Origin of the sequence: Variovorax sp. RO1, assembly GCF_002849325.1 — a bacterium.
Taxonomy (GTDB): Bacteria; Pseudomonadota; Gammaproteobacteria; order Burkholderiales; family Burkholderiaceae_C; genus Variovorax.
The window spans coordinates 31,475-58,008 of sequence record NZ_PKMT01000009.1 but is presented as its reverse complement, the minus strand read 5'-3'; the positions used below and the strand labels follow the sequence as shown (position 1 = coordinate 58,008).

Sequence of the window (26,534 nt, the reverse complement as noted above, 5' to 3'; positions counted from 1 at the left end):
AAGAGAACGACATGGACACCACGCTGACACCTTCCGCCGCCCCCACCGAGGCCTCGGCCATTCGCGCGCCATTGTTCGACGGCCCCTTCGAGGGCTCGCCGCGCGCGGCCGAGCTGATCGCCCGCATCGGCGATTTCCTGAACGGCGAGCTGGCCGACCTGGTGCGCGAGAAGGGCATCGACCACGAGCACGGCCCCGACCGGGACACGCTGCGCCACGTCTGGCGCCGCTCGCATGCGATGGGCTTCTACGGCATGACGCTGCCCCAGGCCATGGGCGGGCTGGGCCTGTCGCTGCTCGACCATGTGCTGGTGAAGGAGTCGATCTATTCGAGCGGCTCGCCGCTCGCGCCGCATGTGTTCGGCGAACTCAGCGGTCCGCCGCGCGTGGGTGCTCTCGCCAAGTTTGCGACGCCGGAGCAGATGGCGAACTTCATCCGGCCCGTCGCGCAGGCTGAGAAGGCGATCTGCTTCGCGCTCACCGAAGCCGAGGCCGGCTCCGATGCCGGCGCGGTGCAGACGACGGCGCGGCGCGAGGGCGATGTGTACGTGCTCGACGGGCGCAAGCGCTTCATCTCGGGCTCGCCGTTCGCCGACTTCGCGGTGCTCATGGCGTCCACCTCGGACGACCCCGCGCGCCGCGAGGTGACGGCCTTCTTCGTCGACCTGACGCAACCGGGTGTCGAGGTGCAGGCTGGCTACAAGACCATGGCGGGCCAGTCGACCACGGGCGACATCGTGCTCACCGGCTGCCGCGTGCCGGCCGCGAACCTCATCGGCGAACCCGGCAAGGGGCTGGCGCTGGCGCTGGGGCGCATCACGGTCAACCGGCTGCTGCATTGCCCGGGCATGGTGGGGCTGGCGACGGTGGCGCTGAAGGACGCGCGCGACTACGCGCGCACCCGCCGCCAGTTCGGCCGCGCCATCGCGCAGTTCCAGGCGATCCAGCATTCGCTGGCCGACATGGCGACCCAGCTGTGCGCGGCGCGCGCGCTGATGCTGTCGACCGCGCGGCAGATCGATGCCGGCGGCGACCCGCGCGCCGAGGCCTCGATGGCCAAGCTGTTCTGCTCGGAGGCCGCGTTCCGCGTGGCCGACGCGGCGGTGCAGATCCACGGCGGCGAAGGCATCGTGCAGGGGCGGCGCGTGGAGTTCCTGTTCCGCATGCTGCGCATGTACCGCGTGCTCACGGGCACCAGCGAGATCCAGAAGAACATCATCGCGCGCGAACTGATCGGCGACGCGGCCTGAGACCGCACCAGAAAAATAGGAGACAAGACAAGCCATGACGCTCATCAATGCCCATCGCCGCGCGCTGTGCGGCGCGATCGCTGCCTCGGCGCTGCTGCCGGCCGTTGCTCGCGCAGCCGGTGCAACCGCCGCCGCCTGGCGGCCGACCCGCCCCGTCAAGTGGGTCGTGCCATATCTCGCCGGCACCGGTCCGGACAACGGCGCGCGCATCCTCGCGGAAGCGCTCGGCCCCTTGCTGGGGCAGCCGGTCGTCATCGAGAACCGGGGCGGCGCGGCCGGCAACATCGGCGCGCGCCAGGTCGCGCGCGCCGCGCCCGACGGCTACACCTGGATCTACTCCAGCGCGCCCATGGCCGCCAACATGCGCATGCAGCAGAACCCGGGCTACGACGCCGTGAAGGACTTCCGCCACATCATGCGGCTCACCACTTCTGACGTGCTGCTGGTGGTGAACGCGGGCTCGGGTATCCAGACGCTGCAGGAGCTGGTGGCGCGCGCGCGGGCCAACCCCGGCAAGCTCGACTACGCCTCGGGCGGCGTCGGCACGCCCTCGCACCTGGGCGTGGAGCTGTTCTTGCAGGCGGCGGGCGTGCAGGCCACGCACGTGCCGTACAAGGGCGCGTCGGAAATCGTCAACGCAGTGCTGGGCAACCAGGTGAACTTCGGCATGCCGATCTTCTCGGTGGCGCTGCCGCACGTGCAGGGCGGCAAGTTGCGCGCGCTCGGCGTGGCCGGCACCAAGCGCAACGCGGCCTTGCCGCAGGTGCAGACGCTGGCCGAGCTGGGCTTGCGCGGTGTCGAACTCACGTCGTGGGGCGGCGTGTCGGTGCCGGCGGGCACGCCCGACGCCATCGCTGCGCGCATCTACGAGGTGTTCAACCAGGCGCTGAAGCAGCCGTCGGTGATCACTGCGCTGACGGAGCTGGGCAGCGAGGTGAGTCCGTCGACGACCGAGGCCTACGTGCAGGGCTTCGCGAGCGAGATGGAGCTGACCGAGCGGATGATGAAGACGGCGAAGCTGCAGCCGATGTAAGGCGTCAAAGAACGAACCAGCCCACGGCCACGTAGTGGCTCGCGGTGCCCGCCAGCACGAACAGGTGCCAGGCGCCGTGCGCGTGGCGCAGCCCCAGCCGGTTGCGATAGAACACCGTGCCCACCGTGTAGAGCACGCCGCCCGCGACCAGCCAGGCCAGGCCCGTGGCGTGCAGCTTGGCCGCCAGCGGCGCGGCGGCCAGCACGCCGAGCCAGCCCATGCCGATGTACAGCGGCAGCGAGGGCTTCTTTGCCGCACCGGCGTCGGCGGGTTTCAGCTCGCGCCAGATGCCGAAGCACGCAGCACTCCAGATCGCCGCGAGCAGCAGCCAGCCCCAGGGACCCTGCAGCGTGACGAGCGCGAAGGGCGTGTAGGTGCCCGCGATGAGCAGGTAGATCGCGCAGTGGTCGGCGCGCTCCCACAGGCGCTTGCTTCGGCCGCGCGTGCTGTGAAAGAGCGTGGAGGCCGCGTACAGCGCCACAGCCGAGAGCGAGAACACCAGCCCGCCCGCGATGCGCGCCGGATCGCCCGTGGGCAGCGTCTTGGCGAGCAGCAGCGCGGCGGCCGGCAGCGCGAGCAGCAGGCCGAACAGGTGGCTGTAGCCGTTGAGTCTTTCGCCGGGGTACATGGGTTGGGATGAAGAAAGAAGAGGGCGCGTCGGGCGCCCGCGATCCTAGGCAATGGCCGTGACGGCCCCGTGACCGGGCAAACCCTCTCTGGCTTCTGGTTGCAAATGTTTACATTCAGCGGCCGGGATGCGTTCCCGACACCCGCCGCGTGCTTTGGCGCACCAGTGCCGGCGGGCCTTCTCACCGTGAGGGACTGCCGATGAAAAAACGTTTGATGTCGTGGCGCCGGGCTACAGCCTTGTGCATTGCCATGGGGTGCGCCGTCACTGCCTCCGCGCAAGTGCAGCAGTTCAAGTGGGGCCACATCTACGAGCCCGCGAGCATCTTTCACCAGCAGGCCGAACTGGCGGCGCGCAAGATCGCCGAGCAGTCCGACGGCAAGATCAAGATCGAGGTGGTGGCCGCATCCAAGCTGGGGCAGGAGCGCGACTACGCGCTGATGCTCGCCAACGATTCCATGCAGATCGCCTACGTCGGCCAGGCCACGCTGGCCGAGGGCTATCCGCCGTTGGGCCTGGGCAGCTACCCCTTCGCCTTCAAGGACCTGGACCACGTGCGCAAGTACCTCGCGAGCCCGCTGCTCGCGGACCTGATGAAGGGCTACAACGAGCGCAGCGGCAACCGCATGGTCGCGTCGGTGTACTACGGCGCGCGGCAGGTGACCTCGGGCAAGCCGCTGCAGCGCCCCGAAGACTTTCGCGACCTGCGCCTGTACGTGCCCGACGCCGCGGCCTACCAGCTCTTTGCCACTGCGCTCGACGCCAAGCCCGTGTCGCTGCCGTTCAACAGCCTGTACGGCGCGCTCAAGAAGAACGAGGTCGAGGCACAGGAGCATCCGCTGGGCACGGTGCGCGCCAAGCAGCTCTACGAAGTGCAGAAGTACGTGCAGCTCACGGGCCACATCTACGACACGCTGGGCATCGTGATCGGCAAGGCCGCCTGGGCCCGCCTCACGCCGCCGCAGCAGGCGATGGTGGAGAAGACCCTGGCCGACACGGCGAAGTGGACGAATGTCGGCGTGATCGCCAGCGAGCTGGAAGACGAGCAGTTCCTGCGCAGCAAGGGCATGACGGTGCAGCCGGTCAATCGCCTGCCGCTGCTGGAGCGCGTGACCAAGCGTTCGACGCCTGAGCAGATGGGCGCGCGGCCGGGCGACTTCGCCAAGCTGCAGGCGTTGGCCGGAGCGGCGAACTAACCTGCGCGCTGCCGGTAGCCGCGCGGCGTGCTGCCGGTCCAGGTGCGAAAGGCGCGGTGAAAGGCCGGCGTGTTGTCGAAGCCCACCGAAGCGGCAATGCGATCGATGGGCTCGCGGGTCTTCACGAGGCGCTGGATCGCGAGGTCGCGGCGCACCTCTTCCTTCAACGCACGAAAGCTCGTGCCCTCGGCCGCGAGCTGGCGCGACAGCGCGCGCTCCGACATGTGCACCGCGCGCGCCGCCGCGCCCAGCGTGGCGTCCGATACGAGGTGCGCGGCGACGAACTCTCGCACCGTGGCGCTGGTGGTGTCGTGGTCGAAGGTGACGAAGATCCAGTCGTCGGGCGCGCGGCGCACGAAGTCGAGCAGCTCGGCGCGCGTGCGCTGGAAGGTCTGGCGCAGCACGGGCTCGGCAAAGCGCACGGACGAGGTGTCTTGCTCGAACTGCAGCGGGCCGGGGAACAGGTTCGCGTACTCGTCGAAGCGCGCCGGGCGCGGGAACGCAAAGCCGACGCCCAGCACCGGCAACTGCCGCCCCATGAGCCACGAGGCGACGCCGTGGATCAGCTTGACCATCAGCGCATGGCCGAACGGCGTGGTCGGCCGCGCGGCGGCTTCCGGGTGCGGTGCGATGGTGATCGTGGCCACGCCGTGGGCGCGCGTCATGCGCAGGCGGTGGTCGTCCAGCAGCAGGTTCCAGAAGCGCGTGAAGCGGTACATGGCGACCATGAGCGAGGGCGCGTCGAGCAGGCTGAGCCCGAGGTACTTGAGCGCGCCCGCGCGGATCGGGCGCGACCACAGGCCCAGCATCTCATCGCCCATGAACAGCGACACGCACTCGTACATGCGCACGAACTGCTCGCGCGTGACGCGCGCGCCCTCCTGGCGCAGCAGCTGCGGCGAGATGCCGGCCTGCGTGGCCAGCGCGTCGATGTCGCGCGGACTGAGCTGACGGCGTGCACCGCTCAGCAGGTGCTGCAGGAAGCTGACGGCGACGGTGGCGCGTTCGGGCGACATGGCGGGTTCAAAAGACGGTTGGCGGAATCTGCAAATGAATGGGCGTGATCTGCAAGCAATGGCGTGATGCCCACGGCTATCGTAGCCCTGAAGCGCCACATCCCCGTGGCGGAACCCGCAATAACCCAAGGAGCCCTGCCGTGATCGAACGGAACGTCACCCTGCACATGGACGAAGAGGTCGCCGTCGTGACCCTGAACCGTCCCGCCAAGCGCAACGCCATCGACGAGGCCACGCTGGCCGCGCTGGACGCCGTGTTCTCCGCACTGCCGCGCGAGGCCAAGGCCGTGGTGCTGACCGGCGCGGGGCCGCATTTCTGTGCCGGGCTCGACCTGAAGGAGCACCACGACAAGGAACGCACGGCGGTCGACTTCATGCGCGTGTGCCAGCGTTGGCACAGCACCTTCGACAAGATCCAGTACGGCGGCATTCCGGTGGTCGCGGCGCTGCACGGCGCGGTGGTCGGCGGCGGGCTCGAACTGGCGGCGGCCACGCACGTGCGCGTGGCCGACCCGTCGACCTACTTCGCGCTGCCAGAGGGGCAGAAGGGCATCTTCACCGGCGGCGGCGCGACGGTGCGCGTGGCGCGCATCATCACGCCGGGGCGCATGGTCGAGATGATGCTCACCGGCCGCGTGCTCGACGCCCGCGCCGGCAAGACGCTCGGCCTGGCACACGAGATCGCAGCGCCCGGCGAGAGCCTGCGTGCCGCGATGGTGCTGGCCAAGCGCGTGGCGAAGAACGCGGCGCTGTCGAACTACGCGATGGTGACGTCGATCAGCCGCATCGCCGACATGTCGGCCACCGATGGCATGTTCGCCGAGTCGCTGATGGCGGCGGTGGTGCAGACCGGCGGGGAAGTGCAGACGCGGTTGGGGGCGTTCGTCGACAAGTCGTTGGCGAAGGTGACGCCCGAGCACGTGCCGGGCTGAAGTCCGACCTCAGGCTTCAGGCGTCGAAGGCACGCTGTAGTTCGATCGACAGCATGCCCGCCAGCGCTTCGCGCTGCGGCGCGGGGCGCCAGAAGCTGCGCGTGAGGGCGCCGGTCGATTCCCACTCGGGGTGGCTGCGCGCCGGCTGCACGGCACGCACGGCGCCGGCGGCGGCGCGCATGAGCGTGTCGTCGTCGTCCGCCGACGGGGCCTCGGTCCGGATGCGTTCGACCGCTGCATGGCCGCGCCGCTCGAGCGCCTGCGCAAGCTGCAACTGCCACGCCGCGAGCGTGAACAGCACGCTGTCTTCCACCGTGAGTTCGTGCATGTCGCGCAGCTTGTTCGCCAGCTTGCGCCCGAGCGGGCCCCAGCCCTGCGACACCGCACCGCCGATGGCCCCGCCCAGGGCGGCGCCCGCGCCCAGCGACAGCCCCGCCACCGCGAGGTCGGCCACCACGCCCACGGCAGCGCCGATGACTGCGCCCTTGCCCAGGCGCAGGCCCGCGTCCTTCATGGCCTCGGGGTTGAAGAAGTCGAGCGTCCAGCGGCCTTCGATGATCGGCAGCGGCGCTTCGTCGGCGTCGTCCTGTCGAAAGCCATAGAGCGCGAGCAGGTCGTCGGTGCAGCGCTGGGCCTTGTCGAACACGTCCTTCTGCACGCCGGCGATGAGCGCCTGGCGGCGCGTGGCGTCGGCGAACTCGGCGGCCGGCACGGTGCGGCGGACGGACGCGGCATCGACCAGCAGGTCCGCGATGCGCGTGCAGGCCGACTGGCGACGCGCGTCGGCTTCGGCGTCGAGCGCGTTGACCACGTCGCGCAGCACGTCGCGGCGGTCGCGCAGCAGGGTGGCAAGGTCGTTGTAGAGGTCGTGCTCGGCGCCCACGAACGGCGCCGCCGCATCGAAGCGCACCTGCACGTGCAGGCCGTAGGCCGAGAGCAGTTCTTTCCAGGCCGGCTCGCGGCTGGCGGCATCGCGCACGAAGTTGAGCACCGGCAGCACCGGGCGCGCGCAGGAGTTCAGCAGCTCGATCTCGTCGCGGAACTTGGGCAGCACCGGCTCGCGCACGTCGATCACGAGAAAGGCGGCATCGATGTCGAGCATCGCGCGCAGCACCTTGGCCTCCTGCTCGAACACGCCGTGCGCCTCGGGGCCCTGCAAGAAGCGGCGGATGCGCTCGGGCGGCGTGGCCTGTGCGGCGGCGTCGAGGCCGGCCAGGTGCTCGCGCAGCGCGACCGCATCTTCGAGGCCCGGCGTGTCGAAGAAGCGCACGGCCGGCTGGCCGTTCACCTCGAGATCGACCGACTCGACATGGCGCGTGGTGCCGGGGCGCTGCGACACCTCGCCGAAGCTCACGCGCCGCGTGAGCGTGCGCAGCAGCGAGGTCTTGCCCGCGTTGGTGTGGCCGACGACGGCGATGCGGATCGGGGCGGTCATGCGGTGGCGGTGCCTTCTTGAAAGACGGCATCGAGCCGGTCGCTCGCGACCACGTGGGCCAGCCCGGCGTCGCGCAGCCAGTCGCGCCAGCGTTGCGTGGCAGCGGCGCTCGGTGCGTCGGCCAGCCAGAGTCGGCATTCGCCGCAATGCATCAGCACCTCGCGCAGGAAGCGCTCGGTGCCGCGGTCGGGGCTCGATGCCGCATGGCAGACGAGCAGCACGGTGCGCGGGTGGATTTGCGCGAGTTGGTCGAGCAGCGCGCGGCGCGCCTGGGCGCTGCCGTCGATGCGATGGACCTGTGCGGCCGATGCGGGCAAACCGGCGGGCGGCCAGGGCATGTCGGGCGGCAGCTCGAAGCCGACGACGAACAGGCCGTCGTGCTGCTCGGACGCTGGCAGGCCGGTCGGCGCGGCGGAGTGCTCGCGGCCCGGGTCGGCATCGACGATGGCGGGCGGCGCCAGCGCGGCGAAGCGGGCCAGCAGCTTGCGGTAGTAGGGCGCCTGCCAGTCGGGCTGGAGGGCTGGGCGGCGGTGGCGGCAGACGGCGGCGCTCAGCAGCACCAGCGCGAGGCGCGGCAGCAGGCCGTAGACCGCGATGCAGCCGGTGAGCCACAGCGCCCAGGTGCGCTGGGCCGCTGCGAGGGGGGCGGCGGATTGCACGGTGGCCGCATCAGGCACGGGAAAGCCGAACTGCGCCGGCAGCCAGCCCAGCGCCTGCACCGCGCGCACGAAGAAGGCGGGCTCGAGGATCGTGGTTTCCCAGCTCAGCGTGTAGCTGCGAAAGGCGAGGGCGAACAGCATCGCGGCCAGCACCACGGCGAACGACAGCGCCCAGATGCCATGGCTCACGAGCCCGAAGGCCCAGGGCAGCAGGCGGGCGCGCGTGAGCAGCCCCGTGGCCGCGCGCACCAGCAGCGGCGCCTGCCCGCGCTGGCCGCCCGCCACGCGCGCCGTGAGCGACAGCCACAGCCAGCCCAGCGAGGCCGTGCCGAAGGTGCCCGAGGGCAGCCACAGGCCAATCAGCCACAGCGCCAGCGTGAGCGCATGCAGGCCCAGCAGACTGACGAGCGCGACGATCACGTTGATGTGGCGGTCGTTGCCGCCGACCACCTGGCCCGCGAGGCCCAGCCCCGCGATCACGACCAGCGCCACGAGCGCCAGCAGCACCCACGGCGCCCATTGCCGGCCGCGCGCGAGTTCGGCCTGCAGGCCCATGCGCTCGCCGAGCTGGCGGGCGCGTTCAATGATTCGGGAGTGGCCGTCGGCCGTGCGCGAGGCCGCGGTGCGAAGGGCCGACGCGTCGTCGAGCGGGCCGTTCTGTTCGGTCCATCGGACCGCTTCGGTGATCACCGCATCCGGAAAAGCAGGTTCGCGCAGTGCGGTGGTGGTCAACAGGGTCCCTTCTTCTTCGCCAATGACGCCCCGGCGCAGGAAAGCGATGGCGGGGCGCGCAAATTATGCCCGGCGCTTCGCGAGGCCTGGCGCACGGCCAACGGGGCCGCGAACGGCCCCGTTGCGCTGCGCATGCAGCAAAAGAAAGGACGCGCGGTCGGCGGCTTTCAGCGCAGGCCGAAGAACGACAGCACGGCCACGACGACCACGACCAGACCGACGATGTAGATGATGGAATTCACGCGAGGGCTCCTAGTGGTTGGCGATGACCCAGCATCGGGCGGCCGCCGGCGCGCGGGTGTCGGCGGGGGACGGTGCGTGCTGTAGGACTCGCGAAGCGCGGATGCGACGACAAATGCCCGGCGCGGGCGTCCGCATTCGAGCCAGGCCCGCTGTGTGACCATTGTTTGCAATGAGCGGCGGGCATCCACGCAAGACTCTGCCCCTTCCAGAAAAGGCAAGGTCATGCGGCTCACCGAGCATTCCCCGTTCACAGGTTCCCACCCCGCGCACCCGGGCGCCCGCGCGTCCCGCGGGCCCGATGCGCCGGCTCCGCCGCGCGTCAACGCGCAGCTGCTGCCCACGCTGTTCGACCGCCTGCGCGACGAGGTGCCCAGCCGCACCACCGAGCTGCCGTCGGAGTACACGGCCACGCCGGCCCAGATGCGCGAGATCATCCAGCGCGACCTGGCCCTGCTGTTCAACACCACCAACGCCGAAGACCTGATCGACCGCGTGCGCCATGCCGACGCGGCGTCTTCCACCGTGAACTACGGCGTGCCGCCGCTGGCCGGCAGCTACCTGTCGGAGCGCAAGTGGGCGGACATCGAACGCATCATCCGCCGCGCCATCCGTGACTACGAGCCACGCCTGATTCCCGACAGCGTGCAGGTCGTTCCGCTCATGAAGGAAGACGGCGCGGCCGAGGCCTACAACGTGCTGCTGTTCGAGATCCGCGCGCTCATTCACCTGAAGCCGTACCCGCTGGCGTTCACGGTGCAGAGCGCGGTCGATCTCGAGACCAACCGGATGCGCATCGTCGGCGCGGCGGACTGACGCCACCGCCCATCTTTCGTTTTTCTTTCACTTCACACCACGCCAGGGAAGGCTCACCGTCATGGACCCGCAACTCCTCGAGTACTACAACCGGGAACTCGTCTACATGCGCGAGGCGGCGAGCGAGTTCGCCGCCTCGCACCCGAAGATCGCCCGCCGCCTGGGCATGCACGGCATCGAGGTGGCCGACCCGTACGTGGAGCGGCTCATCGAGTCGTTCAGCTTCATGTCGGCGCGCATGCAGATCAAGCTCGACGCCGAATTTCCCCGCTTCACGCAGCGCCTGCTCGAGGTGCTGTACCCCAACTACCTGAGCCCCACGCCGTCGATGGCCGTGGCGCAGCTGCACCCCAGCGTGAAGGAGGGCGACTTCACGCGCGGCTTCGTGGTGCCGCGCGGCACGGCCTTTCATGCGCGCGTGCCCGCGGGCGAGCAGACGCCGTGCGAGTTCCGCTCCAGCCAGGACGTGACGCTGTGGCCCTTCGAGATCGTCGAGGCGCGGCTCACCGGCGCGCCGCCCGACATCCCGGCGCTGGAGCGCTACGTGCCGCCGCACGTGCAGGTGACGGGCGCGCTGCGCCTGCGGTTGCGCATCGTGGGCGAGATGGGTTTTTCGACGCTGTCCGGGCTCGACCGGTTGCCGATCTACCTGCGCGGCAACGAGCAGGTGGCGTCGCACCTGTTCGAGCTGCTGCACACCTCGGCGGTCGCGACCTTCGTCGGCGAGCCGGGCCAGTTGATGGACCGGCCGCATGTGGTGACCGAGGGCGCGCTGGTGCACGAAGGGCTGGCACCGGGCGAAGGCCTGCTGCCGCTGGCGTGGAACACCTTCCACGGCCACAACCTGCTGCACGAGTACTTTGCGTGCCCCGAGCGCTTCTACTTCTTCACGCTCACGCAACTCGCGCCGGGGCTGGCGCGCCTTCCCGGCAAGGAGGTCGAGATCGTCGTGCTGCTGAGCAAGCCGCCCGGCGCGCTGGGGGCGCTGGTCGATGCGGCGCAGTTCGCGCTGTTCAGCACGCCGGTGGTCAACCTCTTCGAGCGGCGCACCGACCGCATCGAACTCGACACTGCGCAGACCGAGTTCCACCTCGTGCCCGACCGTTCGCGGCCGATGGATTTCGAGGTGTATTCGGTGCAGCGCATCGCCGGCCAGCAGGCGCGCACCACGGCCGAGATCGACTTTCGCCCGCTCTACCAGACGCTCAACGAAGACGAGGGCAACCACGGCCGCTACTTCTCGGTGCGGCGCGAGCCGCGGCTGGTGTCCGAGACGGCGCGCAAGTACGGCACGCGCACGCCGTACATCGGCACCGAGGTGTTCCTGTCGCTGGTCGACCAGCAGGAGGCGCCGTACCCCGAGAGCCTGCGCTACCTGTCGGTGAAGGCGATGCTCACCAACCGCGACCTGCCGTGCCTCGTGCCGCGCAACGGGCAGTCCGACCTCGCGGTGGCCGATTCGATCCCGGTGTCGGCCGTGGGCCTCATTCGCCCGCCGAGCACGCCCAAGTCGCCGTTCGCGCAGCGCGAGATCGCGTGGCGGTTGATCCGCCAGCTGGGCTTCAACCACCTGCCGCTGGCCGACATGCCGCACCGCGAGGGCGCGCAGGCGCTGCGCGACATGCTGCGGCTGTTCGTCACGGCCGACAACGACGTGCTGCGCAGGCAGATCGATTGCCTCGTCGGCTCGCGCATCGAACCCGTGACGCGGCGCCTGCCGGGCGCGGGGCCGCTGATCTATGGGCGCGGCGTGCAATGCACGCTCAGCGTCGATGAAGAAGGGTTTTCGGGCACGAGCCCGTACCTGCTGGGGCTGGTGCTGGAGCACTACCTCGCGCGGCACGTGAGCATCAACGTGTTCACGCAGACCACGCTCGAATCGATGCAGCGCGGCACCGTGGCCAAGTGGCCCGTGCGCATGGGGGGCCGCGGCGCGGTCTAGCTGTTCTTCGGCGGGAGCGCCTGCTCGAGCAGCCACAGCATGGCGGCCCGCACCTTGGCGGCATCGGCGCCTGCATCGATCTCCAGCGCCGCGCGATCGAAGGCAGCCGACAGCAGGCGGGCGAGGGCGTCGAGCGACACCTCGCCGCGGCCCATTCCGGCGCGCGCCAGCCCCTGGCGCAGCGAGTTCGCCGACGTGGCGTCGTCCATCGACATCATCTCCGCCATGCCCAGCACGGCCGGCCCGTCGATCAGCAGCAGCCGGGTGCGCCCCGGCACCGTCATCGCCTTCAGGTAGGCCTCGCTGCCCACAAGCAGGGCGTCGCGCGGGCCGAGTTCGTCGGGCGTGGCCGCGTCGATATCGGCCGCGACTGCCTGCGCTTCGAGCAGCAGCACCTGGCGGAACAGGTCGCGCTTGTCGTTGAAGTGGTGGTACAGCGCGCCGCGCGTGATGCCGGCGGCCATGGCGATCTCGGGCGTCGAGGTGTCGCCGTAGCCCTTGCCGACGAACAGCGTGCGGGCCGCCTCGGTCAGCGCGAGGCGGGTGGTTTCGGTGCGTTCGCGGTTGGTGCGTGCCGAGGTTTTGGCCATGACCCTAATTTACATGCAGTCTGTTTGTGGATTAATATTTAACTTACATGCAGTTTGTATGTTTAATCCACGAAGGAGCCACCCCATGAAAGTGACGAGCTATTACCCGGTGATCATGACGAACGACGTGGCCGGCACCGCGGCCTTCTACCAGGCGCATTTCGGGTTTGCGTCGCTGTTCACGACCGACTGGTATGTGCACCTGCAGTTGGCGGACGATGCCTCGGTGAACCTTGCCGTGCTCGACGGCAGCCACAAGACCATTCCCGCCGAAGCGCGCGGGCAGGTGGCGGGCGGGTTGTTGCTGAACTTCGAAGTGGAAGACCCCGACGCGGTGCACGAGCGCCTGAAGGCGGCCGGCCTGCCGATCCTGCTGTCGTTGCGTGACGAGGCTTTCGGCCAGCGCCACTTCATCACGCGCGACCCGAACGGCGTGCTGATCGACATCATCAAGCCGATCCCGCCGTCGGGTGAATACGTCGCGTTGTACGAGGCCGGAGCCTCGCCAAGCTAGGTTCTCCCCCAGGCTTCGCGCACTTCGTGTCGCTGCGCCAACCCCCTTCCGGGGGCAACACCTGCGGCCCGGCAAAGCCGGTTCCGCGGTGTTTCACGAAGGAGCCTTGTCAGGCGCGCAGGGCTTCGTCTTCTTCCAGGCTGTCGCCGAGGAAGCCACCGCTCTGGTGCGCCCACAGCCGCGCATACAGGCCGCCTTGGGCCATCAGCGTGCGGTGGTCGCCTTCTTCGACGACGCGGCCTTCGTCGAGCACGATGAGCCGGTCCATCGCGGCGATGGTCGACAGCCGGTGCGCGATGGCGATCACGGTCTTGCCTTCCATCAGCGTGTACAGGCTTTGCTGGATCGCGGCTTCGACCTCGGAGTCGAGCGCGCTGGTGGCTTCGTCGAGCAGCAGGATCGGCGCATCTTTCAGCATCACGCGCGCAATGGCCACGCGCTGGCGCTGGCCGCCCGACAGCTTCACGCCGCGCTCGCCCACGTGCGCTTCGTAGCCGCGCCGACCGCCCGCATCGCCCAGCGTCTGGATGAAGTCGTGCGCCTCGGCACGCCGGGCCGCGGCTTCGATCTGCGCCAGCGTGGCGTCGGGCCGGCCGTAGGCGATGTTGTCGGCCACCGAGCGGTGCATCAGCGAGGTGTCTTGCGTGACCATGCCGATGTGCATGCGCAGCGAATCCTGTGTGACCTTCGAGATGTCTTGCCCGTCGATGAGGATGCGGCCGCTTTCCAGGTCATGGAAGCGCAGCAGCAGGTTCACCAGCGTCGACTTGCCGGCGCCCGAACGGCCGACTAGGCCGATCTTTTCGCCGGGCTTGACCACGAGGTTCAGGTCGTCGATCACGCGGCGGCCCCCTTCATCGTTGCTCAGGCCATAGCGGAAGCTCGCATGCTCGAAGCGCACCTCGCCGCGCGGCACGTCGAGCATCGTGGCATTGGCCGCGTCGAGCACCGTGCGCGGGCGCGACAGCGTCTTCATGCCGTCCTGCACCGTGCCGATGTTCTCGAACAGGCTGGTCATCTCCCACATGATCCAGTGCGACATGCCCTGCAGCCGCAGCGCCATCGCCGTGGCGGCGGCCACCGCGCCCACGCCCACCGTGCCGTGCGACCACAGCCACAGCGCCATGCCCGCCATGCCGGCCGTGAGGCCCATGCTCAGCGTGTGGTTGACGATCTCGAAGGCGCTCACCAGCCGCATCTGGCCGTAGCCGGTGTGCATGAACTCGCGCATCGCGTCGCGCGCAAAGCCGGCTTCGCGTTGCGTGTGCGAGAACAGCTTGACGGTCGCGATGTTGGTGTAGGCGTCGGTCACGCGGCCCGTCATGAGCGCGCGCGCGTCGGCCTGCGCCTTGCCGATCTTGCCCAGGCGCGGCACGAAGTAGACGAGGGCGCAGATGTACAGCGCCAGCCAGATCACGAACGGCCACACCAGTTGCGCGTCGAGCACGCCCACCAGGATGATCATGGTGGCCACGTACACGCCCATGGCGACCAGCACGTCGGCCAGCACGAACACGGTTTCGCGCACGGCGAGTGCGGTCTGCATCACCTTGGCCGTGATGCGCCCCGCGAACTCGTCCTGGTAGAAGGCCATGCTCTGGCCCAGCATCAGGCGGTGGAAGTTCCAGCGCAGGCGCATCGGCAGGTTCACCGCGAGCGTCTGGTGCTTCACGATGGTCTGCAGCGCCACCACGCCGATGCTGATCACGAGGAACGCGGCCAGCCACATGAGCGTGTCGCCGCGCTCGGCCCACAGCTTGGACGGCACCTGGCCGCCGAGCCAGTCGACGATGCGCCCGAGGATCGCGAACAGCGCGGCCTCGAAGATCGACATCACCGCGGTGAGCGCCGCCATCGCGGCGATCTTGCCGCGCACGCCATGCGTGCAGGCCCACAAGAAGGCAAAGAAGCCCTGGGGCGGCAGCGCGGGTTCGGCGGCGGGGTAGGGAGTAAGGAGTTTTTCGAAAAAGCGGAACAAGGAATCGGTCTCCAGGAGAGCCTTCGACTGTAGCCCTGCATGCATGACCTTGCCCCGAAAAGGTGCGTTCGCGGCCGGCGCCTTCAGCAAGCCTTCAGCTGCGTCGTGCCTTGGCGTCGTCGGCGCGTGCTGCCTTTGTTTCCATGCCGCCCAATCGCTCGCTCAGGAAGTCGATGAAAGTTCGCAGCTTGGGCGACATGTACTGCCGGCTCGTGTACACGGCGAACAGCGTGACCGGCATCGCTTCGAACGTGGGCAGCAGTTGCACCAGCCGGCCTTGCGCCAGGTCGTCGTCGATCAGCCACACGGGCAGGTACGCAATGCCCATGTCGGCGCGCACCGCGTGCAGCGTGAGCGTGGTGTCGTCCGAGCGCATCGCGGGCGTGAGCCGCAGCGGAAACATGCGCCCGCCCGGCCCCTTGAGTGCGAGGTTGTCCAGGTTCACGTAGCTCGGAACGATCGCGCCCAGCTTCGCCAGGTCGGCCGGCACCGCGGGCGGGCCGCCGTGGCGCTTCAGGCAGGCCGGCGTGCCGACGAGGTGAAAGGGCACACGGCACAGCGGCCGTGCGATGAGGGCGGGCGAGGGCTCCTGCGTGGCGCGCAAGGCCAGGTCGTAGCCGTCGGCCGCGAGGTCGACCTTGCGGTTTTCCAGGTGCATGTCGACCAGCACCTCGGGGTAGGTCTCGCGGTAGTCGGCCAGCACGCGCGCAAAGCGCGGCGTGGCGCACCACACGGGCGCGCTCACCTTGAGCTGGCCGCGCGGCGTGTCGCGCGTCTGGCCGATGGCGGCCTCGGCCGCGTCGAGCAGGTCGAGCGCGCGGCGGCTCTGTTCGTACCAGGCGGTGCCGGCTTCGGTGAGGCTCAGGTGACGGCTCGAGCGGTGCAGCAGCCGCGCGCCCAGCGATTTCTCGAGCTGCGCCACATGCTTGCTGGCCATCGGCGCCGACAGGCCCAGCCGCTCGGCCGCGGCCACGAAACTGCCGGCTTCGACGACCTCGCGGAACACGCGCAGGCTGGTCATGCGGTCCATCGATGATTTCCTGTGAAGAAAGGATTCGATGCATCGTAGCCTGTCGATTTCCTGAAAGGAAATGTCTACAGTCGATCCAACGCCTTCAAGGAGCATCGACTTGACCCACGACACCACGCTTTCCCGCCTGCCCACGTACTTCATCTCGCACGGCGGCGGCCCCTGGCCCTGGATGAAGAAGGAGATGGGCGCGACCTACGACCAGCTCGCCGCGTCGCTGGCCGACATGCCGCGCCAGATCGGCCGCACGCCGGCCGCGATCCTCATGGTCTCGGCGCATTGGGAGACGCCCGCGTTCACCGTGCAGGGCAACCCGCGCCCGCCCATGATCTACGACTACGGCGGCTTTCCGGCCCACACCTACGAGGTGCGCTACGCCTCGCCCGGCTCGCCCGAACTCGCACAGCGCGTGCAATCGCTGATTGCCGCCGCCGGCCTGCCGGCGCAGATCGACCCCGAGCGCGGCTACGACCACGGCATGTTCGCGCCGATGGCCGCGATGTATCCGAACGCCGAGGTGCCGGTGGTGCAGCTGTCGCTGCGGCGCGGGCTCGACCCGGCCGAGCACCTGGCGCTGGGCCGCGCCATCGCACCGCTGCGCGACGAGAACGTGCTCATCGTCGGCAGCGGCTTGAGCTATCACAACCTGCGCAATTTCGGCCCGCAGGCGCACGGCGTGTCGAAGGCCTTCGGCGACTGGCTCGACGAGACGTCGGTGCAGGCCACGCCGCAAGATCGCGTGCAGCGCCTGCAGGACTGGGCCTCGGCCCCCTCGGCGCGCGTGGCGCATCCGCGCGAGGAGCACCTGATCCCGCTGATGGTCGCGGTCGGTGCGGCCGAGCAGGACATCGGCGAGCGCGTCTACCACGAGGACGCCTTCATGGGCGGGCTCGTGGTGTCGAGCTACCGCTTCGGCGCGGTGTGAAGGTTCGGGCCGCGCGGCAAAATGAAACCATGCCCACGCCCGCTCTTCCCACCCCCACCGAATCCGCCGAAGCGCGGCGCCTGATCGCCCGCATCGAAGCCCTGTCCACCTCGCACGACCCCGTGCACGACGGCGTGCGCGTGCGCTGGCGCCGCTTCGGCACCGACACGACGCAGCCGCCCATCGTGCTGCTGCACGGCGGCCACGGCAGCTGGATGCACTGGCTGCGCAATGCCGAGGCCTTGTCGGCCGAACGCACGCTGCTCCTGCCCGACATGCCGGGCTTTCACGATTCCGATGCGCTGCCGCGCGTGGCGCCTGGCGAAGACGCGCTGGTGCCGCTGCTGGCCGCGCTCGGCGGCACGCTCGATGCGCTCATCGGCGCCGGCACGCCCATCGACCTCGGCGGTTTCTCGTTCGGCGGACTCACCGCCGCGCGCTTCGCGGTGCGTCGTGGCGCCATCCGCCGGCTGGCGCTGATGGGCAGCGGCGGCCACGGCACCTTGCGCCGCATGACGGTCGAGATGATCAACTGGCGCGCCGCCCCCGACCGCGAGACCGAGCGCGCCGCGCTCATGCACAACCTGGGCGCGCTGATGCTGCACGCGCCGGCCGCCATCGATCCGCTGGCCTTCGAGATCCACGACCTCTCGTGCCACGGCACGCGCTTTCGCAGCAAGGAGGTGTCGCTCTCGGGCGGGCTGCAGACCGCGATCGACACGCTGGCCGTGCCGACGCTGCTGCTGTGGGGCGAGTTCGATGTCACCGCCGATCCGCGTCCGCTGGTGGCGCAACTGGCCAGCGAAGGCCCCGACCGCGAAGGCGTGGTGATCGACGGCGCGGGGCACTGGGTGCAGTACGAGCGCGCCGACGCGGTCAACGCGCAGCTGGTGAAGTTCTTCGGCTGAGGTTCACAGGCCCAGCGTGCCTGCATGCTGGCGCCAGAACGCCGCATCGGGGAAGGTGCCTGTCCCAGCCCCGGCCGCGGCGTTGTCGGCCATGTGCTCGGCGCGGCTCGTGCCGGGGATCGCGCAGGTCACGGCCGGATGACTCAGCACGAACTTCAGCAGCACCTGCGCCCAGCTCGTGCAGCCGATCTCGCCGGCCCAGGCGGGCAGCGGCTTGTCGCGCAGGCGCCGAAGCAAACCGCCGCCGCCGAAGGGCATGTTGACGATCACCGCCACGCCGCGCTCGGCCGCGAGCGGCAGCAGGCGCTGTTCGGCCTCGCGCGCGTCGAGCGAGTAGTTGATCTGCAGAAAGTCGAGCGTCTCGGCGCGCAGCACGGCCTCGACTTCGTCATAGGCCGAGGCGGTGTAGTGCGTGATGCCGAGGTAGCGCACGCGGCCCTTGTCTTTCCAGCCGCGCAGCGTGGCGAGGTGCGCGCGCCAGTCGACGAGGTTGTGCACCTGCATCAGGTCGATCTGTTTGGTGCGCAGCCGCGCGAACGACTGCTCCATCTGCGCGATGCCGGCTTCGCGGCCCGAGGTCCAGACCTTGGTGGCGAGAAAGGGTTGGGTGCGCGGCTTGGCGGCGGCCAGCAGTTCGCCGGTGGTTTCCTCGGAGCGGCCGTACATCGGCGAGCTGTCGATCACCGTGCCGCCGGCCGCGAAGAGCGCCTCGAGCACGCCGGGCAGGCGCTGGTATTCGTCGGTGCCGGGGCGCTGGTCGAATCCGATCCATGTGCCGCAGCCGATGACCGGCAGGGCTTCCTTTGTGGAGGGAATGGGGCGGGTGGTCATCTGCATCGCGGGCCTGCTCGGTTGCTGCTGGGCGAAGGAGGGGAGCGCGGCGCCCGCGCACAGGGCCGCGCCGAGCCGCAGCAGCTGCGCGCGTGTCATGGCGAGAAGGTGGGGCTCGTTCGTGAAGGGCGTCGTCACGAACGAAATTCTGCGCCCGCGAGGCCCGCGAGTGGAAGGCCTCAGCGCAGGTAGCGCCCGTCGGCCTTGAGCATCGACAGCTCGGAGAACGTCAGCCCGCGGTGCTCGCCGGGCCGGTACGACACGGCGATGCCGCCGAGGTCCAGCGTCTTGAACGACTCCAGGCCCTTCTGCAGCGACTCGGGCGTGGGGTTCGCGCCCGCGCGCTTCAGGCCTTCGACCATGACCTTGGCGGTGACGTAGCCCTCCAGGCTCGCGTAGCTGAACTCGGTCGCGCCGATCTTCTTCATCGCCGCCTGGTACTCGGCGATGACGGGCATCGCGCTGTTCCACGGGTAGGGCACGACCTGCGAAATGACCACACCGGCCGCGTCCTTCTTGATGTCCTGGAAGAGCTTCTGCCCGTTCAGGAAGGAGAACGAATAGAACGCCGTCTCGCCGCCGACCGCGCGGTAGGCCGAGATGAACTTGGCCGCCACGTCGTTGGTGGCCGACAGCACCACGGCCTTGGGCTTGAGCTTGGCCAGCTCCGAGGCGCGTTCGGCCGCATCGGAGCCGTCGTTCTTGATGGCCACGCTGCCGACCATCTTGTCGCCGCGTTCGGCAATGAACTTCTGCGTGCTCTCCATCGCCGAGCGCGCGCCGGGGTTGTCGTTGTGCGCAAAGGCGATGCGCGACAGGCCGATGGTGAACAGGTGGTTCACGATGCGGCTGTATTCCTCGTCGAAGCTGATGCGCACCGGAAAACCGAACTCGCTGAACTTCACCACCGGGCCCGCGCCCGTGTACGGACCGACGACGGGAATCTTCAGTTCGTTGGCCGCCTTCAGCGCGCCGACCGCCGACGAGGTGCCGATGGGCATCAGCACGCCGACGGCGCCGTCGCGCGCGAAGGCCTTGACGTTCTCGGCGCCCTTGGCGGGGTCGTAGGCGTCGTCGAGCTGGCGCAGCTCGACCGGCCGGCCGTTGATGCCGCCGCTGGCGTTCAGCGCGGTGAACATGGCGCGAATGCCCACCAGCGGCTCGGTTGACAGCGACGCGAGCGGGCCGGTCTGCACGTAGGTCTGGCCGATCAGCAGCGGCTTGGCGGTCTGCGCCTGGGCGGCGGGGGCCACCGTGAAAGCGAGGGCGGCGAAGGCCGAAGCCAGCAATTGAATCTTTTTGTGGATCATGGTCACAAATTGTTAACAAACCGATCTTAAGGCGCTGGCCTTCGCAGGTAAATCGATCTCTGGTTGCGACCCGGGAAATACTGTATAAAAATACAGTTAACAGTTGCAATCATGGGCCTCCCTTTCCTCGACTCCTTTTCCACCGTCGCCGGCCGCGGCGTCTGGCATGCCGACGAACTCGGCCTGGCGGATGCACAGGTCGTGGCCACCGGCCATGCCGCGCTTGACGCCGAGCTGCCCGGCGGCGGCTGGCCCGTGGGCGCGATGACGGAGCTGCTGCAGGCCACGCCCGAGGCCCACGTCTGGCGCCTGCTGCTGCCCGCGCTGGCGCAGGCCGTGGAGGCGCGGGGCGGGCCGGTGGTGCTGGTCGGCGCACCCTACGAACCCTGCGGCGCCGCGCTGGGGGCGCAGGGCCTGCCGGTCGAGGCGCTGATGTGCGTGCGCAGCGACGCCCCGGCCGCGCGACTGTGGGCCTGCGAGCAGGCGCTGCGCTGCGCCGAGATCGCCGCCGTCGTCGCCTGGCTGCCACAGGCCCGCGTGGGCGAGCTGCGGCGGCTGCAGCTGGCCGCGGCGCAGCACGAGGTGCTGCTGTTCGTGTGCCGGCCCGAGTCGGTGGCGCTGTCGGCCTCGCCCGCGCGGCTGCGCCTGCGCGCCGAGCGCTGCGCGGACGACCCGGCGCAGATCGCGCTGCACATCCTCAAGCGCCGGGGGCCGCCGCTGGCCGCGCCGGTGCGGGTGCCGGCACGCAACGCCCGCATGAGCGCGCTGCTGGCCGCTGCCCGCGTGCGGCGCCAGCTGCGCCTGCAGCCGCAGGCGTCTGTGACACCGGCCTCTGCGCCGTCAGCCACGGTGGTGCGCATCGATGCGTGGAAAGGAGGCCCGGATGCACTGGATCGCCTTGCAGTGGTCGTCTGAAGCCGAGGAAGGCGATGCACCCGACATGCCCACGCCCGAGGCCCTGGGCTGGTGGGCGCTGCAGTTCACGCCGCACGTCGCCTGGCAGGACGAGGCGCTGATGCTCGAAGTCTCGGCCTGCGAACGCCTCTGGGGCGGCCGCGCGCCGTTGATGCGCCAGCTGCTGGCCCTCAACCCCGTGCCCGACGCGCGCATGCTCGGCGCCCAAGGCGCCACCAGCCTGATCGCGCTGGCGCGGCTGCGCCTGTTCGCGCGCAACGAAAACCGGCCCGCCGAGGTGCCGGCCGGCCTGCCGCTGGACACGCTGACGGCCGCGCGCGGCCACCTCGATCTGCTCGCGCGCCTGGGCTGTCGCACCTGGGGCGATGTGGCCGCCTTGCCGCGCGGCGGCCTCACGCGGCGCTTCGGCGTGGGGCTGCGAGAGGCGCTCGACATCGCCTGGGGCCTGCGCCCCGAAACCCACGCCTGGCTCACGCTGCCCGACGTGTTCGAGCAGAAGCTCGAACTGCCCGCGCTGGCCGAGACCGGGCCCGAACTCATGTGGTCGGCCAACCGCCTGCTCTCGGCGCTGCAGATCTGGCTGCGCGCACGCCAGCGCGGCGCGCGCGCGCTCGAGCTGCAATGGACGCTCGACCTGCGGCGCCTCAACGGCGTGACCCTGCCGCCGCACCAGCAGCTCACCGTGCGCACGGCCGAGCCCACGCAGGACATGGCGCACCTGCGCCGCCTGCTGTCCGAAAAACTCGCGCTCACCACGCTGGCCGCGCCCGTGAGCTGGCTGAAGCTGCGCACGCTCGAAACCGATCCGCTGGCCGGCGCCAGCACCAGCTTCCTGCCCGAAGACAACCGCAAGGGCGACAAGCTGCACGAGATGGTCGAACGGCTCAGCGTGCGGCTCGGCGCCGACCAGGTGCTGGTGCCGGTCGCGCAGGCCGACCACCGGCCCGAGCGCCAGCAGCTGTGGAGGCCCGCATTGCAAAAAGAGAAGGCCGCGGCGCCCCGCGACAAAGCTGCCTCGCAGCCCGATGCGATCTATCCGCCCTGGCTGCTGCCCGAGCCCTTGCGGCTCGAGATGGACGGCGAGCGCCCGTGCTACTGCGGGCCGCTGCGCAAGCTGGTCGGGCCGCAGCGCGTCGAGGCCGGCTGGTGGGGCGGCGAGGAAGACGGCGGCCAGCCCGCGATGCGCGACTACTACGTGGCCGAAAGCCCCGAGGCCGGCCTGGTGTGGATCTTTCGCGAGCGGCCCGCCACGCGCTTTTCGTCGGGTGAGGTGCGCTGGTACCTGCAAGGTTTTTATGCCTGAGCTGAGCGGCAAGGAGGAGCGCAAGCGCCTGCCCGCCAAGGTGCATGTGCTGCCGCAGCGGTTGCGGCCGGCGCCGGGCTTGCCCGGCTATGCCGAGCTGCACTGCCTCACGAACTTCAGCTTCCAGCGCGGCGCCTCGACGCCCGAAGAGGTGGTCGAGCGCGCCTACCACCTCGGCTACGCGGCGCTGGCGATCACCGACGAGTGCTCCGTGGCCGGCATCGTGCGCGCGCATGTTGCGTTGCGCGACCTGCCGGCGAAGCTGGACGCGCACGAAAGCGAGCACCCGGACGAACCGCCGATTCCGCGCAACCCCGCCTTTCGCCTGCTGTTCGGCAGCGAGTTCCGCTTCGAGCGCTTCAAGCTCGTGGTGATCGCGAACGACACCGAGGGCTGGGGCAACCTCTGCGAGTTCATCACCGCCGCGCGCAACACCGAACTGCCCAAGGGCGAGTACCGCGTCGACTGGGACACGAGCGACGTCGCCTCGCTGCAGCGCTGCCAGGTGCTTTTCGTGCCGCACCGCCCGCCGGGCGGCATGCCCGATGCGGCCACCGTGCAGGAAGACCTGGCCGCGGCCAGGGCGCTGTACGGCGACAACCTCTGGCTGGCCGTGGAGCTGTTCAACGAGCGCGACGACGACCTCTGGTTTGTCACGCTGATGCAGGCGGGCGAGCAGGCCGGTGTGCCGCTGGTCGCGGCCGGCGACGTGCACATGCACGCGCGCGGCCGCAAGCCGCTGCACGACGTGCTCACGGCGGTGCGCGAAGGCCGCACGGTGGCCGACTGCGGTTTCGCGCTGCAGTCGAACGCCGAACGGCATCTGCGCCAGCGGGTTCGCTTGGCCGAGCTTTATCTGCCCGCGATGCTGGCGAACACGCTGGAGGTGGCGCAGCGGTGCCGCTTCGATCCCGAGGTGATCCGCGAGACCTACAAATACCCGCTGGAGACCGTGGGCAGCAGCGAGACGGCGGCGCAGACACTGGTGCGCAAGACGTGGGACGGCGCGCGGGTGCGCTACCCCGACGGCATTCCCGAGAAGGTGCGTGCGCAGGTGCAGAAAGAGCTCGACCTGATCACCGAGCTCGAATACGAGATGTTCTTCCTCACGGTGGAAGACATCGTGCGCTTCGCACGCTCTCAAGACATCCTCTGCCAGGGCCGTGGCTCGTCGGCCAATTCGGCGGTCTGCTACTGCCTCGGCATCACCGCGATCAATCCCGACAAAGGCCACCTGCTGTTCGAGCGCTTCCTGAGCCGCTATCGCAAGGAGCCGCCCGACATTGACGTCGACTTCGAGCACCAGCGGCGCGAAGACGTCATCCAGTACATCTACAAAAAGTACGGCCGCGAGCGCGCCGCCATCGCCGCCGTCGTCATCTGCTACCGCTCGCGCAGCGCCTTGCGCGACGTCGGCAAAGCCATCGGCATCGACGAGCGACTGGTCAACGAGTTCGCCAAGGACCACTACTGGTTCGACGACACCGCGCTCGGCGAACAGCTCGACAAGGCCGCCGCGCGCGTCGGCGTGAAGGAAGACCGGCTCAAGCTCGTGCAATGGATCGAGATGACGCAGCGGCTCAAGGGTTTTCCGCGCCATTTGAGCCAGCACGTCGGCGGCTTCGTGCTCACGCACACCAAGCTCACGCGGCTGGTGCCGGTCGAGAAGGCGTCGATGAAAGACCGCTCCGTCATCCAGTGGGAAAAGGACGACCTCGAAGCCATGGGCATGCTCAAGGTCGACGTGCTCGCGCTCGGCATGCTGAGCGCGATTCGCCGCGGACTCGACCACATGAACCGCTGGCGAGGCTCGATGGTGGAGATGCACCACATCCCCAACGACGACCAGAAGGTGTTCGACATGATCTGCGACGCCGACACCATCGGCGTGTTCCAGATCGAGAGCCGCGCGCAGATGTCGATGCTGCCGCGCCTGAAGCCGCGCACTTATGAAGACCTGGTGATCGAGGTCGCGATCGTGCGGCCCGGGCCCATTCAGGGCGGCATGGTGCATCCGTACCTGAAGCAGCGCGAGCGGGTGGCCAAGGGCTTGGCGATCACCTATGAAAAGGAAGCACTCCGTCCGGCCCTGGAGCGGACCTTGGGCATCCCGATCTTCCAGGAGCAGGTGATGCAGATCGCGATGATCGCGGCCGGATTCACTGCGGATGAGGCGGACCAGCTGCGCCGCGCCATGGCCGCGTGGAAGCGCAAGGGCGGCCTGGGCAAGTTCCACGACAAGCTCGTGAAAGGCATGACCGCCAACGACTACAAGGAATCTTTCGCCGAAGCCATCTTCAAGCAGATCCTCGGCTTCGGCGACTACGGCTTTCCCGAAAGCCATGCCGCGAGCTTCGCGCTGCTGGTCACCGTGAGCAGCTGGCTCAAGAACTACGAGCCCGCCTGCTTCCTCGCGGCCTTGCTCGACTCGCAGCCGATGGGCTTCTACAGCCCCTCGCAGCTGGTGCAGGACGCGCGTCGCCATGGCGTCGAGGTGCGGCCGGTCGACGTCACGTGCAGCGAGATCGACACGACGCTCGAAGCCCGCGCGCCCGATGCACCGCGCATGCCCTCAGGCACCGACACACGCTATGCCGAGCGCCTCGGTAACGACAACCAGCCCGCAGTTCGACTGGGCCTGAACCGGGTCTTGGGCCTCAGTGACGCCGGCGCCGAGCGCCTGCTGAAAGCCCGCGCGCAAGCGCCTTTCACCAGCACCGAAGACCTGGCCTTGCGCGCCGAACTCGACGGCAAGGACATGGCGGCGCTCGCTGCGGGCGATGCGCTGATGTCGCTCTCGGGCCATCGCCGCCAGCAGGTGTGGGACGCCACGGCGCAGCATCGCTCGTCGGCCCTGCTCAAGGGCGTGCCGATCCACGAACAGGCCTTGCTGCTGCCCGCCGCGCCCGAGGGCGAAGAGATCGTCGGCGACTACGCGGCGCTCGGCCTCACGCTGCGCCGCCATCCGCTCGCGCTGCTGCGCCCGCGCCTGGCGCGCATGAATCTCATGAGCGCGGTGGAGCTGCGCGCCGCGCGCAGCGGGCAGACCGTGCGCGCCTGCGGCATCGTCAAGGGCCGGCAGCGGCCCGGCACCGCCAACGGCACCATCTTCGTCACGCTGGAAGACGAGACCGGCAACGTCAACGTGATCGTCTGGAACCACGTCATCGAGGCCTGGCGCGAGCCGCTGCTCAAGTCGCACCTGCTCGCGGTGCAGGGCACCTGGCAGCGCGACGACGACAGCGGCGGCAAGGTGCAGCACCTGATCGCCACCGGCTTCAAGGATCTCACGCCGCTCCTGGGCCGGCTGGCGCAGAGCAACACCAGCCGCGACTTCCACTGATGCATTGCGAATGCAACCGATCGTTCCATGCCTCGCGCCGGCCCTTACTTTTCGCTAACCTGTTCCTCCCATGTCCGCACTCGCCGCATTCGCTCCTGCCGATGACGTGGTCGCCACGCCGATCGGCCCGCCGCCGCCCGCGCCCGATGTGCCGGTGCCCATGCCGCCACCACCGCCGCCCGGGCTGCCGCCCGAGGGCGATCCGCCGCCGGCGCTGCCGCCCGTGACGGACCCCGGTTTTCCGCCGCCGGTGACAGACCCGCCGCCCCTGCAGACGGCCGTGCCTTTCGGGAAGCCGCACGCACGGCGCCTGCGCGAGATCTACCGTTCGGCCGGCTGGCCCTGCTGCGACACCATCGAGGTCGAGCTGCTCGCGGGCGGCTTTCTGGAACGTGTGCGCAGCGACCTCGGCCACGAGACGCTGCGCGTGACCGACGCCGGCATTGCGCGCATCGCCACCACGCTCACCGTCAACCGCGCGGCGCTGTCGCCGCACGAGGCGCTGGTGGAGCGCGTGGCGCGCGAGATGACGCGCGGCGGCCGCATCGCATGGCGCGGCCTCGGCCTGCGCGCGCGCTTGCCGCCGCTCGAAGAGGGCGGCAAGCCGCGCTGGTGCATGGCGCGGCCCGATGTGTTTTCGATCCGCAATACCAGCGTCGAGGCCTATGCGCACCCGATCGTCCACGAGGTGAAGGTCAGCCGCGCCGACCTGCTGGGCGACCTGCGCAAGCCTGACAAGCGCGCGGCTTACCTCGATCTGGGCGGCGAGTGCTGGTACGTGCTGGGCAACGACGCCAAGGGCCGCTGCATCGCGTCACCCGACGAAATTCCGGCCGGGTGCGGCGTGATGGTGCTCGAGGGCGAACGCCTCGTGGTGGCGCGCGCCGCGGTGCACCGCGCCTTCGAGCGCATTCCTTTTTCGGTGTGGCTGGCGCTGGCCAAGGCGCAGCCCGTGGCGGGCTTCGAGGACGACGCGCAGGACCTGCTGATCTGACCCTGCCGGCGCTC

General features: G+C 69.6%; 23 protein-coding genes. 13 read left to right on the top strand and 10 right to left on the bottom strand.

All coding sequences use genetic code 11. The features are described 5' to 3' along the window. Positions 1-11: 11 nt before the first annotated feature. Both CY658_RS29920 and CY658_RS29915 read left to right on the top strand, forming a co-directional pair. Positions 12-1,250, top strand: a complete 1,239-nt coding sequence (locus tag CY658_RS29920; RefSeq protein ID WP_101493628.1) for an acyl-CoA dehydrogenase family protein — start codon at positions 12-14, stop codon at positions 1,248-1,250. A gap of 34 nt (positions 1,251-1,284) precedes the next feature. Beyond that, positions 1,285-2,283 (top strand): tripartite tricarboxylate transporter substrate binding protein, encoded by a 999-nt coding sequence (locus CY658_RS29915; RefSeq protein ID WP_101493627.1) that lies wholly within the window; start codon positions 1,285-1,287, stop codon positions 2,281-2,283. A 4-nt stretch (positions 2,284-2,287) separates the two neighbouring features. On the opposite strand, the gene trhA is transcribed toward CY658_RS29915, so the two are convergent. Further along, entirely contained in the window at positions 2,288-2,911 is a 624-nt protein-coding gene (gene trhA / locus CY658_RS29910) for a PAQR family membrane homeostasis protein TrhA (protein ID WP_099796540.1), read from the bottom strand. Positions 2,912-3,111: 200 nt separating this feature from the next. Here trhA and CY658_RS29905 point away from each other — a divergent pair, with 200 nt between their 5' ends. Then, positions 3,112-4,107 carry a sialic acid TRAP transporter substrate-binding protein SiaP gene (locus CY658_RS29905; protein WP_101493626.1) on the top strand — a complete coding sequence of 332 codons (996 nt, stop codon included), beginning with the start codon at positions 3,112-3,114 and terminating at the stop codon, positions 4,105-4,107. Here the strand turns inward: CY658_RS29905 and CY658_RS29900 are convergent. After that, positions 4,104-5,123: an AraC family transcriptional regulator gene (locus tag CY658_RS29900; RefSeq protein ID WP_101493625.1), complete on the bottom strand. Its 1,020-nt coding sequence runs from the start codon at positions 5,121-5,123 to the stop codon at positions 4,104-4,106. The two genes, CY658_RS29905 and CY658_RS29900, sit on opposite strands and share 4 nt — an antisense overlap. A gap of 140 nt (positions 5,124-5,263) precedes the next feature. On the opposite strand from CY658_RS29900, the gene CY658_RS29895 reads away from it, so the two are divergent. Further along, positions 5,264-6,055, top strand: a complete 792-nt coding sequence (locus CY658_RS29895) for a crotonase/enoyl-CoA hydratase family protein (protein ID WP_257885024.1) — start codon at positions 5,264-5,266, stop codon at positions 6,053-6,055. A 16-nt stretch (positions 6,056-6,071) separates the two neighbouring features. Here the strand turns inward: CY658_RS29895 and CY658_RS29890 are convergent, their stop codons facing one another. The 3 genes from CY658_RS29890 to CY658_RS29880 form a co-directional block, all read right to left on the bottom strand. Beyond that, positions 6,072-7,490, bottom strand: a complete 1,419-nt coding sequence (locus CY658_RS29890) for a GTPase/DUF3482 domain-containing protein (protein ID WP_101493624.1) — start codon at positions 7,488-7,490, stop codon at positions 6,072-6,074. Further along, the gene (locus CY658_RS29885) at positions 7,487-8,881 is read right to left on the bottom strand and encodes a DUF2868 domain-containing protein (protein WP_101493623.1); all 1,395 of its coding nucleotides are present in this window, start codon (positions 8,879-8,881) and stop codon (positions 7,487-7,489) included. Before CY658_RS29885 ends, CY658_RS29890 begins: the two co-directional genes overlap by 4 nt. A 167-nt stretch (positions 8,882-9,048) precedes the next feature. Then, positions 9,049-9,348 (bottom strand): hypothetical protein, encoded by a 300-nt coding sequence (locus tag CY658_RS29880; protein ID WP_143713810.1) that lies wholly within the window; start codon positions 9,346-9,348, stop codon positions 9,049-9,051. Between CY658_RS29880 and tssE the strand changes: the two genes are divergently transcribed. Both tssE and tssF read left to right on the top strand, forming a co-directional pair. Further along, the gene (tssE, locus tag CY658_RS29875; protein ID WP_101493621.1) at positions 9,347-9,937 is read left to right on the top strand and encodes a type VI secretion system baseplate subunit TssE; all 591 of its coding nucleotides are present in this window, start codon (positions 9,347-9,349) and stop codon (positions 9,935-9,937) included. The genes CY658_RS29880 and tssE overlap by 2 nt on opposite strands. A gap of 61 nt (positions 9,938-9,998) precedes the next feature. Then, positions 9,999-11,879, top strand: coding sequence for a type VI secretion system baseplate subunit TssF (gene tssF, locus CY658_RS29870; protein ID WP_101493620.1), 1,881 nt, complete (start codon positions 9,999-10,001; stop codon positions 11,877-11,879). On the opposite strand, the gene CY658_RS29865 is transcribed toward tssF, so the two are convergent. Beyond that, the gene (locus tag CY658_RS29865) at positions 11,876-12,469 is read right to left on the bottom strand and encodes a TetR/AcrR family transcriptional regulator (protein WP_101493619.1); all 594 of its coding nucleotides are present in this window, start codon (positions 12,467-12,469) and stop codon (positions 11,876-11,878) included. The two genes, tssF and CY658_RS29865, sit on opposite strands and share 4 nt — an antisense overlap. A gap of 85 nt (positions 12,470-12,554) precedes the next feature. Here CY658_RS29865 and CY658_RS29860 point away from each other — a divergent pair, with 85 nt between their 5' ends. Then, a complete protein-coding gene (locus CY658_RS29860; protein ID WP_101493618.1) occupies positions 12,555-12,983 on the top strand; it encodes a VOC family protein in 429 nt (142 codons plus the stop codon). A gap of 109 nt (positions 12,984-13,092) precedes the next feature. On the opposite strand, the gene CY658_RS29855 is transcribed toward CY658_RS29860, so the two are convergent. Further along, positions 13,093-14,961: an ABC transporter ATP-binding protein gene (locus CY658_RS29855; protein WP_180839083.1), complete on the bottom strand. Its 1,869-nt coding sequence runs from the start codon at positions 14,959-14,961 to the stop codon at positions 13,093-13,095. A gap of 94 nt (positions 14,962-15,055) precedes the next feature. After that, positions 15,056-15,991, bottom strand: coding sequence for a LysR family transcriptional regulator (locus CY658_RS29850; RefSeq protein WP_101493617.1), 936 nt, complete (start codon positions 15,989-15,991; stop codon positions 15,056-15,058). 100 nt (positions 15,992-16,091) lie between these two features. On the opposite strand from CY658_RS29850, the gene CY658_RS29845 reads away from it, so the two are divergent. Together CY658_RS29845 and CY658_RS29840 are read left to right on the top strand one after the other, a co-directional pair. Then, a complete protein-coding gene (locus CY658_RS29845; protein WP_101493616.1) occupies positions 16,092-16,916 on the top strand; it encodes a DODA-type extradiol aromatic ring-opening family dioxygenase in 825 nt (274 codons plus the stop codon). 29 nt (positions 16,917-16,945) lie between these two features. Continuing rightward, positions 16,946-17,824 carry an alpha/beta fold hydrolase gene (locus CY658_RS29840; protein ID WP_101493615.1) on the top strand — a complete coding sequence of 293 codons (879 nt, stop codon included), beginning with the start codon at positions 16,946-16,948 and terminating at the stop codon, positions 17,822-17,824. A 3-nt stretch (positions 17,825-17,827) separates the two neighbouring features. Here the strand turns inward: CY658_RS29840 and CY658_RS29835 are convergent, their stop codons facing one another. Together CY658_RS29835 and CY658_RS29830 are read right to left on the bottom strand one after the other, a co-directional pair. Beyond that, positions 17,828-18,754, bottom strand: coding sequence for an aldo/keto reductase (locus CY658_RS29835; RefSeq protein WP_101493614.1), 927 nt, complete (start codon positions 18,752-18,754; stop codon positions 17,828-17,830). An 80-nt stretch (positions 18,755-18,834) separates the two neighbouring features. Beyond that, positions 18,835-19,965 carry an ABC transporter substrate-binding protein gene (locus CY658_RS29830; RefSeq protein ID WP_101493769.1) on the bottom strand — a complete coding sequence of 377 codons (1,131 nt, stop codon included), beginning with the start codon at positions 19,963-19,965 and terminating at the stop codon, positions 18,835-18,837. Positions 19,966-20,076: 111 nt separating this feature from the next. Between CY658_RS29830 and imuA the strand changes: the two genes are divergently transcribed. From imuA to CY658_RS29810, 4 genes are all read left to right on the top strand, one after another. After that, positions 20,077-20,880, top strand: a complete 804-nt coding sequence (gene imuA / locus CY658_RS29825; protein WP_101493613.1) for a translesion DNA synthesis-associated protein ImuA — start codon at positions 20,077-20,079, stop codon at positions 20,878-20,880. Then, the gene (locus CY658_RS29820; RefSeq protein ID WP_101493612.1) at positions 20,849-22,183 is read left to right on the top strand and encodes a Y-family DNA polymerase; all 1,335 of its coding nucleotides are present in this window, start codon (positions 20,849-20,851) and stop codon (positions 22,181-22,183) included. The genes imuA and CY658_RS29820 overlap by 32 nt, the downstream gene beginning before the upstream one ends. Next, positions 22,176-25,526, top strand: a complete 3,351-nt coding sequence (locus CY658_RS29815; protein WP_101493611.1) for an error-prone DNA polymerase — start codon at positions 22,176-22,178, stop codon at positions 25,524-25,526. Before CY658_RS29820 ends, CY658_RS29815 begins: the two co-directional genes overlap by 8 nt. A gap of 70 nt (positions 25,527-25,596) precedes the next feature. Beyond that, positions 25,597-26,520, top strand: a complete 924-nt coding sequence (locus CY658_RS29810; protein WP_101493610.1) for a hypothetical protein — start codon at positions 25,597-25,599, stop codon at positions 26,518-26,520. The last annotated feature ends 14 nt before the right edge of the window (positions 26,521-26,534 follow it).

Coding starts and splice junctions, on each gene's coding strand:
- CY658_RS29920 (WP_101493628.1), top strand. CDS start 12: ATGGACACCACGCTGACACCTTCCGCCGCCCCCACCGAGGCCTCGGCC.
- CY658_RS29915 (WP_101493627.1), top strand. CDS start 1,285: ATGACGCTCATCAATGCCCATCGCCGCGCGCTGTGCGGCGCGATCGCT.
- trhA (WP_099796540.1), bottom strand. CDS start 2,911: ATGTACCCCGGCGAAAGACTCAACGGCTACAGCCACCTGTTCGGCCTG.
- CY658_RS29905 (WP_101493626.1), top strand. CDS start 3,112: ATGAAAAAACGTTTGATGTCGTGGCGCCGGGCTACAGCCTTGTGCATT.
- CY658_RS29900 (WP_101493625.1), bottom strand. CDS start 5,123: ATGTCGCCCGAACGCGCCACCGTCGCCGTCAGCTTCCTGCAGCACCTG.
- CY658_RS29890 (WP_101493624.1), bottom strand. CDS start 7,490: ATGACCGCCCCGATCCGCATCGCCGTCGTCGGCCACACCAACGCGGGC.
- tssE (WP_101493621.1), top strand. CDS start 9,347: ATGCGGCTCACCGAGCATTCCCCGTTCACAGGTTCCCACCCCGCGCAC.
- CY658_RS29880 (WP_143713810.1), bottom strand. CDS start 9,348: ATGACCTTGCCTTTTCTGGAAGGGGCAGAGTCTTGCGTGGATGCCCGC.
- tssF (WP_101493620.1), top strand. CDS start 9,999: ATGGACCCGCAACTCCTCGAGTACTACAACCGGGAACTCGTCTACATG.
- CY658_RS29865 (WP_101493619.1), bottom strand. CDS start 12,469: ATGGCCAAAACCTCGGCACGCACCAACCGCGAACGCACCGAAACCACC.
- CY658_RS29860 (WP_101493618.1), top strand. CDS start 12,555: ATGAAAGTGACGAGCTATTACCCGGTGATCATGACGAACGACGTGGCC.
- CY658_RS29850 (WP_101493617.1), bottom strand. CDS start 15,991: ATGGACCGCATGACCAGCCTGCGCGTGTTCCGCGAGGTCGTCGAAGCC.
- CY658_RS29840 (WP_101493615.1), top strand. CDS start 16,946: ATGCCCACGCCCGCTCTTCCCACCCCCACCGAATCCGCCGAAGCGCGG.
- CY658_RS29835 (WP_101493614.1), bottom strand. CDS start 18,754: ATGACACGCGCGCAGCTGCTGCGGCTCGGCGCGGCCCTGTGCGCGGGC.
- CY658_RS29830 (WP_101493769.1), bottom strand. CDS start 19,965: ATGATCCACAAAAAGATTCAATTGCTGGCTTCGGCCTTCGCCGCCCTC.
- imuA (WP_101493613.1), top strand. CDS start 20,077: ATGGGCCTCCCTTTCCTCGACTCCTTTTCCACCGTCGCCGGCCGCGGC.
- CY658_RS29820 (WP_101493612.1), top strand. CDS start 20,849: ATGCACTGGATCGCCTTGCAGTGGTCGTCTGAAGCCGAGGAAGGCGAT.
- CY658_RS29815 (WP_101493611.1), top strand. CDS start 22,176: ATGCCTGAGCTGAGCGGCAAGGAGGAGCGCAAGCGCCTGCCCGCCAAG.
- CY658_RS29810 (WP_101493610.1), top strand. CDS start 25,597: ATGTCCGCACTCGCCGCATTCGCTCCTGCCGATGACGTGGTCGCCACG.